Annotated in this window: 8 protein-coding genes; 1 reads left to right on the top strand and 7 read right to left on the bottom strand. The window is 42.5% G+C overall.

Annotated features, from left to right (window positions below; genetic code table 11):
- Positions 1–205: 205 nt before the first annotated feature.
- Positions 206–1,876 (bottom strand): asparagine synthase B, encoded by a 1,671-nt coding sequence (gene asnB, locus ACP2AF_RS10740; protein ID WP_425236156.1) that lies wholly within the window; start codon positions 1,874–1,876, stop codon positions 206–208.
- Between the two features lie 242 nt (positions 1,877–2,118).
- Here asnB and ACP2AF_RS10735 point away from each other — a divergent pair, with 242 nt between their 5' ends.
- Positions 2,119–2,658, top strand: a complete 540-nt coding sequence (locus ACP2AF_RS10735; protein WP_425236155.1) for a DUF2911 domain-containing protein — start codon at positions 2,119–2,121, stop codon at positions 2,656–2,658.
- Positions 2,659–2,724: 66 nt separating this feature from the next.
- On the opposite strand, the gene ACP2AF_RS10730 is transcribed toward ACP2AF_RS10735, so the two are convergent.
- The 6 genes from ACP2AF_RS10730 to ACP2AF_RS10705 form a co-directional block, all read right to left on the bottom strand.
- Entirely contained in the window at positions 2,725–4,356 is a 1,632-nt protein-coding gene (locus ACP2AF_RS10730) for an amidohydrolase (RefSeq protein WP_425236154.1), read from the bottom strand.
- Between the two features lie 149 nt (positions 4,357–4,505).
- Positions 4,506–4,949 carry a hypothetical protein gene (locus tag ACP2AF_RS10725; protein WP_425236153.1) on the bottom strand — a complete coding sequence of 148 codons (444 nt, stop codon included), beginning with the start codon at positions 4,947–4,949 and terminating at the stop codon, positions 4,506–4,508.
- A gap of 67 nt (positions 4,950–5,016) precedes the next feature.
- On the bottom strand, positions 5,017–5,769 hold the full coding sequence (locus ACP2AF_RS10720) for an NYN domain-containing protein (protein WP_425236152.1): 753 nt from the start codon (positions 5,767–5,769) through the stop codon (positions 5,017–5,019).
- A gap of 61 nt (positions 5,770–5,830) precedes the next feature.
- The gene (locus ACP2AF_RS10715) at positions 5,831–6,949 is read right to left on the bottom strand and encodes an OmpA family protein (RefSeq protein ID WP_425236151.1); all 1,119 of its coding nucleotides are present in this window, start codon (positions 6,947–6,949) and stop codon (positions 5,831–5,833) included.
- A 127-nt stretch (positions 6,950–7,076) separates the two neighbouring features.
- Positions 7,077–8,834, bottom strand: a complete 1,758-nt coding sequence (locus tag ACP2AF_RS10710; RefSeq protein ID WP_425236150.1) for a TonB-dependent receptor — start codon at positions 8,832–8,834, stop codon at positions 7,077–7,079.
- 31 nt (positions 8,835–8,865) lie between these two features.
- Entirely contained in the window at positions 8,866–11,889 is a 3,024-nt protein-coding gene (locus ACP2AF_RS10705; protein ID WP_425236149.1) for a tetratricopeptide repeat protein, read from the bottom strand.
- Positions 11,890–12,035 lie beyond the last annotated feature (146 nt).

Below are 12,035 nucleotides of genomic sequence, written 5' to 3'. Positions count from 1 at the left end.
TTCGACAGGCTCGGGGTCAATTCGGCCAACAAGTTTTGGAAAAACTTGGGCCTCATTGACAAAACCCCGCCTAGGGCGGGGTTAAGGACTAATTAAAATAAAAACTGAGCCCCATCATAATTAATGGGCAAAACAGAACTATACTTGTTGGTTACTTTATATAAAGACAGCCAACATCCTCTTTAGGTGAGGAATTCTATAAATTTCATTTTACATAGGCATCGTCATGTACTTTTGCTACGGCCCTTCCAGAGGGATCGTTCATGTTCTTAAATGCCTCATCCCATTCCAGGGCAATCTTGGTGCTACAAGCTACTGATGGTTCCTGCGGAACACATAATGCGGCGGCATCCGAAGGGAAATGTCCTTCAAAAATGGACCGATAATAAAACTCCTCTTTTGTAGTTGGTGTCTGCAATGGGAACCGAAACTTGGCATTGGCCAATTGCTCATCGGAAACTTTTTCCTCCACTAACTCCTTTAGGGTGTCTATCCAGCTATAACCTACCCCATCTGAAAACTGCTCTTTTTGTCTCCATGCCACACTTTCCGGCAAATAGTCCTCAAAAGCTTTGCGGACCACCCATTTCTCCATGCGTTCCCCATTGATCATTTTATCCTTGGGATTTATTCGCATGGCCACATCCATAAACTCCTTATCCAAAAATGGTACGCGCCCTTCGATACCCCAGGCCGCCAAGGACTTATTGGCCCTAAGACAATCGTACATATGCAATTTATCCAGCTTCCGAACTGTCTCTTCGTGAAAATCCTTTGGGCTTGGTGCCTTATGAAAGTATAGGTAGCCGCCAAAAAGCTCATCAGCACCCTCACCGGACAATACCATTTTTATTCCCATGGATTTTATGACCCTAGCCATAAGGTACATGGGAGTGGAAGCCCGAATGGTAGTAATATCATAGGTTTCCAAATTGTAGATAACATCCTTAATGGCATCCAATCCTTCTTGGATTGTGAACTTTATTTCATGATGTACCGTTCCAATATGATCGGCTACCTTTTGGGCGGCCGCCAAATCAGGAGAGCCTTCCAATCCCACAGAGAATGAATGTAATTGGGGCCACCAGGCTTCTTTGGTATCATCCGATTCTATTCGTTTTTGGGCATACTTTTTGGCAACGGCCGAAGTGACAGAGGAATCCAACCCCCCGGAAAGCAATACCCCATACGGAACATCTGACATTAATTGACGATGGACCGCCGCCTCCAAAGCTTCCTGAATTTCTTTGATACTGGTCTCATTTTCCTTTACAGCATCGTACTCCATCCAATCCCGGGTATACCATCTTTTTAGTTCTCCATACTTGCTATGCAAGTAATGCCCTGGAGGAAAAAGTTCTATTTTGGTACACTTATCCTCCAAAGCCTTTAACTCGGATGCTACGTAAAAAGTACCGTTCTGGTCCCATCCCATATATAAAGGGATAATTCCCATATGGTCCCTGGCCACAAAATATTCTTCTTTCTCGGCATCATAAATGGCAAAACCAAAAATACCGTTCATTTCATCCAAAAAATCAGCGCCTTTCTTTTGATATAAAGCCAAAATGACCTCACAATCGGATTGGGTCTGGAAATCATACTTTCCATCAAATTGCTTTCGTAATTCCCTGTGGTTATATATTTCTCCATTAGCGGCCAAAACCAACTTTCCATCGGCACTAAATAAGGGCTGCTTACCGGAAACCGGATCTACAATGGCCAATCTTTCATGGGCCAAAATAGCCTTATCGTCCGAATAGATCCCACTCCAATCCGGCCCTCTATGCCTTACTTTCTTGGACATTTCCAAAAGTTGGGGTCTCAAGGCTTCGGTACTTTCCTTCACATCGAACGCACAAACAATTCCACACATATCAATTAAGTTATATCAATTTAAAAGCAAAGATGTATATAAAATATCTAATAAAAACAATAAAATAATTTTTGCTTACTAATTTTCACTTTACATATAATTTTAAATGAATACTGTAATAATTAAAATTAGTTTGGAAGAAAAATGGAACGCTATGTAAGCTGTACAAATTTTAACGACTTTTTATAAGTCTATAATTGGATTACTAACTAGCTTTGAACACACTAAAAACAAAAACAAACATGAAAAAATTATGCTCTCTTGCCCTTTTGGTATTGGCAATTGTATTTTCCTCAGAGGCTTTGGCCCAGAAATTTGATGGACTTGATAAGAGCCCCATGGACATGGCAGCTTACCCGTCCAGTTATCGGGTCGCCGACAAAGCGGTACGAATCATTTACAGTCGTCCGCAGTTAAAGGGACGTTCCTTGTCAGAGCTTGCCCCTGCCGGAAAGGTTTGGCGAACCGGTGCCAATGAAGCGGCAGAAATCACCTTTTATAAGAACGTGAATTTTGGTGGCAAGGCTATTTCCGCTGGCACGTATGCTCTATTTACTATTCCCGGCAAGGACGAATGGACTGTTGTACTCAACAAAAACCTAAATCAGTGGGGCGCCTATTCCTATGACGAAACTGGCGATGTAGCGAGGGTTACCGTACCCGCAGCTTCCGATAGTTCTTCTCTGGACGCCTTTTCCATAGCCTTTAAGGAAGTGGACAATGGGGCGCATATGGTTATGGGCTGGGACAAGACTCGAGTGGCAGTGCCAATAACCATGTAAAGTTATTGGACCAAATAATTTAAAACCCGAGACTTTTCTTGTTTCGGGTTTTTTTTGTTGAAATTTTTACTCGGCTATATCTCCGCCGATAAAAGTCTGTTCGGCCCTAAGATTTGGAATTTGTTCCAGCGGAACTGTCATGATATCATCGCTTAGTATTACAAAGTCGGCAAATTTCCCGACTTCAATACTTCCCTTTTCTTTTTCCTCAAAATTGGAGTAAGCTGCCCAGATGGTCATTCCGCGTAAAGCATCTTCCCGGGTTAGGGCATCCTTGATCTGGAAACCGCCTTCCGGGTAGTCGTCAAGGTCTTTACGAGCAACCGCCGCATAAAAAGTTAGGAAGGGACTTACCTTTTCTACGGGAAAGTCAGTGCCCAAAGCTATCAATCCGGCCTTATCCAATAAGGTTTTGAAAGCATAGGCTCCGGGAATACGTTCTTTACCCAAGCGTTCCTCGGCCCAGTACATATCGCTCGTGGCATGAGTGGGTTGCACAGAAGGGATGATACCATCCTCAAAATAATCAAAATCCAAGGAGTCCAAAACCTGGGCATGCTCTATTTTCCAACGTCGGTCCTTCTCTCCCTGAAGAAACTTTTTGTAGGACTTAAGTACTACGGCATTGGCCGAGTCACCTATGGCATGTGTATTCATTTGATATTCCGAAATGGCGATTCTCCTGGCCAAATCCTCAATTTCATGAACAGGGGTCACCATGGCCCCATAATGCCCAGGCAAATCCGAATAGGGTCTTTTTAATGTTGCACCTCTGGAACCTAAGGCTCCATCACCGTACACTTTTACGGAACGAACATTTAATCGATCGGTCTTAAAAGGTGCCCTATACAAATAATGATTCAGGTTTTTCGGAGTATTGCTTATCATAGCATAAATCCGAATGGAAAGCTCCCCGGTCCGCTGCAAACTATCCATAAGCTCTATAATTTCTCGATCAAGACCTGCATCGTTTACTGTGGTAAGACCATTAACAAAACAAATCTGTTGGGCATCTTTTAAAGCCTGAATCTTTGTTTCCAAGGTTGGCGGAGGAATTATTGAATCAATAAGACGCATGGGGTTATCTATTAAAACCCCGGTGATGCCTTGAATTTCACTATTCCATTTTTTAACGATCTCCCCTCCTTCTACCTTAGTGCTCCAATCAATTCCGGCCACGTCCAGCGCTTTTTGGTTTACCAATAAAGCGTGACCGTCGATTCTTCTCAGAGCTACAGGGGTATCGGGAAATAAGGTATCCAGCTCTTTTTTGGTCGGAAATTCCTTGACCTCCCAATCATTCTGATCCCAACCCCTACCCAAAATAAAATCCTTTTGGTTTTCATTTTGAAATGCCAATACGCGTTCCAAAACCTCCTCATAACTTTTGGTCCCGGAAAGGTCAACCACCTGTTGGTTCATTCCTAGACGGTAAAAATGACAATGGGCATCTATGAATCCTGGAGTAATGGTACGTCCATCAGCATCTATTATTGATTCCGCAGTATAGTTGTCTTGAATTTCCTTCGTACTTCCTATTGCCACAAATTTTCCTTTATTCACGGCAAAAGCCTCAGCCTTGGAAAAATTATCATCGACCTTGTATACATTGGCGTTCAAGATTACAAAATCCACCTTTTCCTTTAGCAGTTCGCAACTGGATAGCATCAACACCAATAAAAATATCAATCTTCTCATAGTGCTTAATTACAACCAAAGCAAAAAACGGATGTATGTCACGGCAATGATCCAAAATGTTTGTAAGGGGGAATCTTCAATACTTATAGTAGAAAAAAAATGGGGCTTCTAGGCTCTTTCAATGGTATCTGGAGGGAATGATAATCGGTTTACTCCGGTGAAATACTCTTCACACCTTCAATAACATAATCTCCTTCTGGAGATGAGCTTTTTCCAGAAATTTTGCTTCCGTTAGCAGTCAGGTTGACCGTAACCTGCCCACCTTCTATCATTAAAGTAAAATTAATGGTGTTCTTTTTTACAGTGACATTCTCACCGATAAAGGTACCGGCGCCGTTTTGTACCTGAACTTGATACTGCCCATCTTGCCCAACAATCAACAAAAGACCTTTATCATAGCCTTCAGGAGCACCTTGAGCGGTATACTCCCAACCTCCTACCAAATTATCGCCGACCATTGTGGTTATTTTTTTGTCCTTAAGAAGGACTATCTCTTTTGAAGGTACGGCTGCATGTAGAACAAAGCAAAAACTAAATGCTATGCAGATGGATATCCCAAAAATTCCTTTGATGGGGTTCAATTGATTTTTCATTTGTAACGTTTTAAAGGGATTGTGCTTTGAATTGTTACAAAGTACAAAAATAAATTGTTCTTTAGGTTTAACGAGGTTTTGTTTTTTCCTTGATTTTCACATAAATCAATTTCTTTTTACCTCGCGAATCCTCACGGCGTTCAACCTCAAAATTGGACAATGACGCGATTAATGGAGTTAGTTTTTGAAAACCGTAGTTACGGGAATCGAAATTGGGTTGTTTTTTTTGCAGCAAGCTACCTACATCACCTAAAAAAGCCCACCCATCATCATCGGCAACATCGTCTATAGTGGTAGAGATCAGTTTAATTACCTTGGGCCCAATCTTATCCAAATTAGCTTTGGATTTGGACTTCCTTGTAGTAGCATCCGGCGTATCTTCTTCCGGCTGGTCCTTTAAGATTTCGAGATAGATGAAACGATCACAGGCCACAATAAAGGGATCGGGTGTTTTCTTTTCCCCAATTCCGAATACTTGCATTCCCGCCTCGCGAAGTCTAATGGCCAAACGTGTAAAATCGCTATCACTACTTACCAGACAAAATCCATTGACCTTACCCGAGTATAGGATATCCATAGCATCGATTATCATGGCGGAATCCGTGGCATTCTTTCCGGTAGTGTACCCATATTGTTGGATAGGGGTAATGGCATTTTCCAACAGCACATGCTTCCATTTTCCCAAGCGAGGATTGGTCCAATCGCCATAAATACGTTTAATGGTAGGGTTACCATATTTTGCGATTTCCTCCATCATTTCCTTAACATACCCCGCAGGTATATTATCACCATCTATCAACACGGCCAGTTTAACATCCATAACTATCTTCTGATTTTCTACAAAGTACGGAGTTTACCACCAAATAAAAACGAATACAAGATTATTCTTGCCTGGAAATCACGAACTCCACCCGCCGGTTTTGTTTGCGTCCCACTTCTGTTGCATTATCAGCAACCGGTTTTGTACCGCCATGCCCGTTCCACAAGATTCTTTTCTCGGGCAGGCCTAAATGTATGAGATAATCCGCTACGGATTTTGCTCTTTTATTGGACAAGTTTTGATTATAGGCTATGGACCCTATAGTATCCGTATGTCCGTGAATATGTATTTTTAGGGCCATATCATTTTTAAGATATTGGAAAATTTTTCGTAATTCCACCTTTTCCCCTTCCAACAATTGAAACCTGTTAAATTCAAAAAGTACATTTTCAAAAACATGAATCTGATTTAATTGAATATCCTCTATCTTGTCTTCCAAGCCACTGTCCGTAAGATGCTCTTCCGTATCTATTTTTTTGGTGTATCCAACTTTCACCATGTCTATGTAATAATACGCTCCCTTTTTGGCACTACGTTTGGTTTTGAACAATCGGGTACGGGTATTCTTCTTAAAATTTCCGATGGTCATGAACCTTTCCCATCCTTTGGCTACAAAATCTGTACGCACCAGGACCCAGTCCTGGGTATCGGAATAAAAGTCATTATAACCAATTTCCAAAGTGTTATACTTGTTATCCCTATTCTTGTAGAGTACTCCTTTAGAAAGTTCCTTTTTTGTGGTGAATTCTAATTTATTCTTTGAAAACACCACACCAAATTCATTTACGGCAAAGTCCGACTGTTCAGCTAGGCTAACATAAAATGAAATATGATACTTCCTTCCGGGTTCCAAAGTCCGTGAAAGCTCTCCTTGCAGGTATTCCCGATAATCCTCAGGTGCATATACGTATAAGCCTGCGTAGCCCTTGCCAAAATCCGCAGGTTGATCACCATTAAAATTCTTCGGTGTCCCCATGGCCGTACTACAGCCATTAAAATAATCCGTGGAACCTTTGGAGGGGGTAGACCAAGATTGGACGTCGTCATTGAAATTCCCCAACCGCTGAGGACAATTGCTATAGGTCTCAAAACTTGGGTTTCTTACCAAATTTTGGGCAAAAACATGACCTATACACCCAATGCACAACAAGATGATTCCAAATGCAGAAATCCGATACAAATCCAATTTTTTTTTAGTTAACCAATTCTAAATTAAGCATTTGGTCATTCCCTTTGGATTGATATCGATTAAAGGCAGAGTTCTCGGTTGTTCAAAACAGATTTGCCCATATCCGAAGTGCCTTAGCCTAGAAATCGAACTTATAGGTGGCTCCACCCAAAATCTGGAAGCCCTGAACCGGAAAGTTGGCCCACCGCTGGTAATTGTTATTGGCGATGTTGGCGGCACGTACAAAAACGGATAACTGATCGTTCAATCGGTGGCCTACATGGGCATTGGCATCAAAGAAACCATCCAAGGTAAGTATGGTTGCCGGAAATTCCGAAGGTTGTGCATTGGCGATCGCCACGGTTGCTACGTCTTCCCGCTCACCTACATAAAATAGATTGGCTCCCATATACCATTTTTCGCCAATTTGGTAATCCATAAAAAGTGAGCCTTTTATATTGGGAAGGTTCCAAGCCGGATTATCCGTTTCAGTATCGTAATCATATATCTCTGCATTGATGCCCAAAGTAAAGTTTCGGTTTACATCCACATTCAATTCTCCGAATACGCCAATGGTCTTTATATCATCATAAAACACCTCAAAAGAGTTCCCATAATAGTATCCCTTCTCATCGGTTCTAAATGTGTTTTGCGGGTTTAGTTTGAACAAAGGCCTGCGATTCTCCGCGGTATAGGAGCCTTTGATATTATAGCTTAAGTTAGGCAACAATTGCCCTCGTAATCCCAAGTAGGCATCGTATTGCCTATCCGTAGGAGCAATGGTCAAAGTTGGTGACACAAAAGGATTGTCCTCCACAAAACCGTAATAGGAGTTTTGGCTGAGCTCTCCCTCAATACCGCCGTAGACAATGGCCACCTCATCCAGTAAACGATAAGAGGCGGTTACAGCGGGATAGATATAAAAATTACTATCACTGCGCTCGGTATCCAAACCGTAGACCAAATTTACACCAAGATTTAAGGACAAGTCATCCCGGTACATGGTCAAACTGGGGTTGATCCCTACCTGGAATTGGCTATAGTTTATCCCATTAATGTTGGCCGTGTTATTGACATCGGCATTTTCAAAACTTCCGTTTACATAGTCAACCTTGGCATTAATGCCTAAGGACTCCTCGTTTAAGGGAAATTCAAAACCTGTTTTAAAAACGGCCCTGTTCTCTCCGGATTTTATGACATCCCAAAATCGACGATATTCCAACGATGCATTTTTGAAAAAGGAATCTTCAAGATTAACATGGCCGGATATTTCGGCCATATAGTAATTTTGTCTTTCGTCAATTGCATTTACCGTAGCCTCATCAAAAACACCTATGGGCAAGCCGTACCAATTGTAGAGCTGATGCTGTACCCCCAAATCAACACCCCAATCCAGATCACGGTCCCTCTTTTTATAGGCTGCTTCCAACTCGGTATCCGAGTAGATATTGTCCAACACTATCCCATCTATATCGCCCCTGGAAGAATTATGTTCCAGCCCCAGGGTAAATCCCGACTCCCTGTCAATGGTTCTACTGGTATAAAACTTGGCCATTAAATTAGCGGGATTTCCGCCTCCCGCCGAAGCATAGGAATTGAACAATACCGGTGGCGGTGTCTTCTTTACCCTGGATGCCTGTCCCTTGGCGGGTGTAAAGGTAGAAGCCACGGGGACAGAGTTGATGCTATAGGTTATATCCTTCTTCTGCAGTGCAATGGAATCACCAAACTGAGGAACGGATTTGATCTTAAAAGCATCCGAAATGGTAGGTGTATACGCCTTGGTTACGGTCACGGTTTCGGTCCCGATATCATCCTGGCCCTCTTCCTGTCCAAAAACGGCCAAGCAAACTCCCAAGAATAGCATAAGGCTTGTAGTAATCTGTTTTTGTATCATGTGTTCTCTCGTCTTAGAAACTCGGATCATCTTAATTGCCGTCGGTATTTATTGAAGAATTGCTTTGGGCTTCCTTGGCCTTTATGATGGCCAGTTCACCTTTGGCTTCGGACACAATTTCCGGAAATTGGGTAAAGTTGGCGATTACGCTGTCCAAAATATACGTGGCTTGATAGGCATCATCCAAGGCATAAAAGTTCTTGGCCATAATGATCAGCCCTTTACCTCCCCATTCCTTATAGGCCGCAAAATCCTTTGCCAGCTTTTGCACCGCAGTATTGGAGGCCTCATAATCATCGGATTTGTTTTTAAAATAGGCATCATAATACAGAGCCTCTGCGGCCGTGGCACCGGATGCAATTTTCAGTACGTCCTTGTACGCGGATTCGGCTTTTGCTTCATCGCCTGTGGCCATGGCCGAACGTGCAATCATGATTTCCGCGTCACTTTTGATACGATTGTCGATATTGCCATTGGCCAATACCTTGTCCGCATATTGCAAAGTCTTGGGGTAATTCTTCTGGCCATAATAACCCTTCATCAAATTTGACTGTGCGAAGGTTCGGTTTTGTTGAATGTTCGCCACACTTTCCAAGCGTTCCAGATAGGGAAGCGCCGCATTATAATCATTTTCTCCAATGTAGATCTCACATACCCGAGTCAATGCTTGTTCGCCATACTCGCTTCCACCCTTGTCCGCAACAAACACATAATATGGTAGGGCCTTTTCTTTTTGTCCCTTGCTAAAGTAGAGTTGCGCCAGGTTAAAATTGGCTTGTGCCGCATGTAGCCCATTGGGAAACTGTTTTACATATTTTTCATAGCCCTTGATGGCCGCATCCTTTTTACCTTCCAGATTTTGTTTGTTGGCGGATTCAAAAGTGGCATTGTCCAATTCGGAATCCGTGACCTCCACGAAATCCAGGTTCTCTACCCAAGCGGCATACTCATCCACGCGACCCATATCCACATAAATCAATTTAGCCGTGGCCACCGCCTGTATCGCCTCTTGCGTATTGGGATAATCCCTAACGACCGATTTAAATTTGCCCAAGGCCTGATCGTTTCGGTTGGCATTATAATGCACCAATCCCTGCCGCATCATGGCCTGGGGCACTAGGGAACTTCCCCGATACTCGTTAATGAGCCGATTATAGCTCTGTAAACCTTGTTGTTCCTGACCCGAGGTTATATAGGTATTGCCCAGTTCAAAAAGGGCATCGTCCTTTAAAGTCGATTTTGGATACCTTCCTACAAAGGAACTGAGTTCTTCTATCTTAGTATTTCCTCTACCTATAAACCCATAACTCAAGGCTTTATGGTAGGCTGCATAATCCTTTTGTGGTCCGGTCAAAGCCAAGGCCTTGTTATAGGTCTCGATTGCGGGCCAGTATTTACTGGTTACAAAATAACTATCCCCTAAACGCAAATAGGCATCGTACAATTTTTGGGTATCCGAAGGACTGGTCTTCGCATAGGCATTAAAGCTGGAAATGGTATTCGCATAGTCCTTCAACTTAAAATGGGCATAGCCCAAATTATAGTCCATATCCTTGTATTCCTCCGTGAGTTTGGCGCTGGGGTTTTGTTTAAATTCTATATAGCTGGACAAAGCATCATCAAAGCGGTTGAGCAGATAGAGTGATTCGGCCTTCCAATAACTGGCCCTAGCTTTGAACAAGGCATCCTCGGCACTTCGTAACGACTTGTCAAAAGTCTCGGCAGCTGCTCCATAATCCCCATCTATAAAGAGTTCCGTTCCCAGATAGAAGGCTACTTTCTGATAGGTGGCCTTACTCGCAAAACCTCTGTTTTTTTCCAAAAGCTCCATAGCACCCCTAAAGTTCTTGGAGGAGATATACGAATCTACCAAAAGCTCCTGCATTTCCTTGGTATGTGCATCATTGGGATAAAGTTCCAGGTAATTGGAAATAACTTGTGGAACAGGCTCATACGCATTTCCGATTTCATAACTCAATCGGGCATAGTTCAAATAGGCATCCTTCTGAATCTCTGGCGAAAAATCCATTTGGGATGCATTTCTAAAGGCGTTCAGTGCCTCGGGCTTTTTTTCCAAGTTCAAATAACATTCGGCCAAATGGTAGTAAGCATTTTGGGAAACGCTATTGGTACCCCCAATGATTTTATTGAACTGTTGAATGGCATTGGCAAAATCGCCTTGCTTGTAATAGCAATAGCCCAAAAGGTAATAATCCGTGTTGCTCCATTTCCCACGCTTGCCCTTATATTCTTCCAAATAGGGAATTGCGTTGGCATATTGCCTTAAATTGAAGTAGCTCTCCCCGATTATTTTGTTGAGTTCGGAAACTTCTTTTCGGTTGGATTTGGGCAGTTGCTTCTTGGCCAAGGCAATGGCCTCCTCAAACTTGCCCAATTTAAAATTCATATCTGATTGATAGTAAGAGAGTTTATCTTCCAATACTTCTTGATCCGTAATCTCGTCAAAACGTTCATTGGCAGTTTCATAATCGTCTTGTTGATACGAGATATAACCTAGGTAATATTTGGCTTGGGACGCATACACCGGGGAGTTGGTAACTTTGCTTAAATAGCGTTCGGCATCCTTGGGCTTTTTAGAGGAAAACAGGGAATAGCCATAGTTAAAGTTGAACTTGTCCATCTCATTTCGAGAAAGTGCACTTTGGTCAACCTTTTTGTACCATTTTAGAGCGTAAGGGTACTTTCCTGTTTCAAAGTAGTATTCGGCCACATCGGCGAAAGCGGAATTCCGCTTGGTGGAGGTAGGATATTTTTCCACAAAATCCTCCATGAGCCTGTCCGCACCATATTGGTTTAGGCGTACCGCGGCATTGGCCTCGTAATAGGCGCTGTTGGCCTTGGTTTCCAAGTCTTCGGTGTTGTTCTTTATTTTGGCAAAAATGGTCTGAGCGGCTTGGTACTGTTCATTATTGTACAAGGCCAAGGCATCTTGGTAGTCTTTTTTGTCGTGTGTATAGATTTTGGTCTCTTGGGCGATTCCCAAACAAAACATCCCCAGAAAAATGGGGAAAAGAACGGTAATTTTTTTCAACATAGTGTTCTAACTATTTATCGATAACCGGATGTTATATACAGTAACGACAAATATCGTTCCTAAGTATATCCTAACCCCCAAAGAAAAAGATTTTTGAAAACCATGTATTCCTTTTCCACTGGAACTTATTACTTTTATATCAACAA

It is taken from the genome of Ulvibacterium sp., from assembly GCF_965248315.1.
Classification (GTDB): Bacteria; Bacteroidota; Bacteroidia; order Flavobacteriales; family Flavobacteriaceae; genus Ulvibacterium.
This window is presented reverse-complemented; position numbering and strand designations above follow the sequence as displayed.

Bases quoted from the DNA above. Each gene is read 5' to 3' on its own strand.
- asnB (WP_425236156.1), bottom strand. From the start codon at position 1,876: ATGTGTGGAATTGTTTGTGCGTTCGATGTGAAGGAAAGTACCGAAGCC.
- ACP2AF_RS10735 (WP_425236155.1), top strand. From the start codon at position 2,119: ATGAAAAAATTATGCTCTCTTGCCCTTTTGGTATTGGCAATTGTATTT.
- ACP2AF_RS10730 (WP_425236154.1), bottom strand. From the start codon at position 4,356: ATGAGAAGATTGATATTTTTATTGGTGTTGATGCTATCCAGTTGCGAA.
- ACP2AF_RS10725 (WP_425236153.1), bottom strand. From the start codon at position 4,949: ATGAAAAATCAATTGAACCCCATCAAAGGAATTTTTGGGATATCCATC.
- ACP2AF_RS10720 (WP_425236152.1), bottom strand. From the start codon at position 5,769: ATGGATGTTAAACTGGCCGTGTTGATAGATGGTGATAATATACCTGCG.
- ACP2AF_RS10710 (WP_425236150.1), bottom strand. From the start codon at position 8,834: ATGATACAAAAACAGATTACTACAAGCCTTATGCTATTCTTGGGAGTT.
- ACP2AF_RS10705 (WP_425236149.1), bottom strand. From the start codon at position 11,889: ATGTTGAAAAAAATTACCGTTCTTTTCCCCATTTTTCTGGGGATGTTT.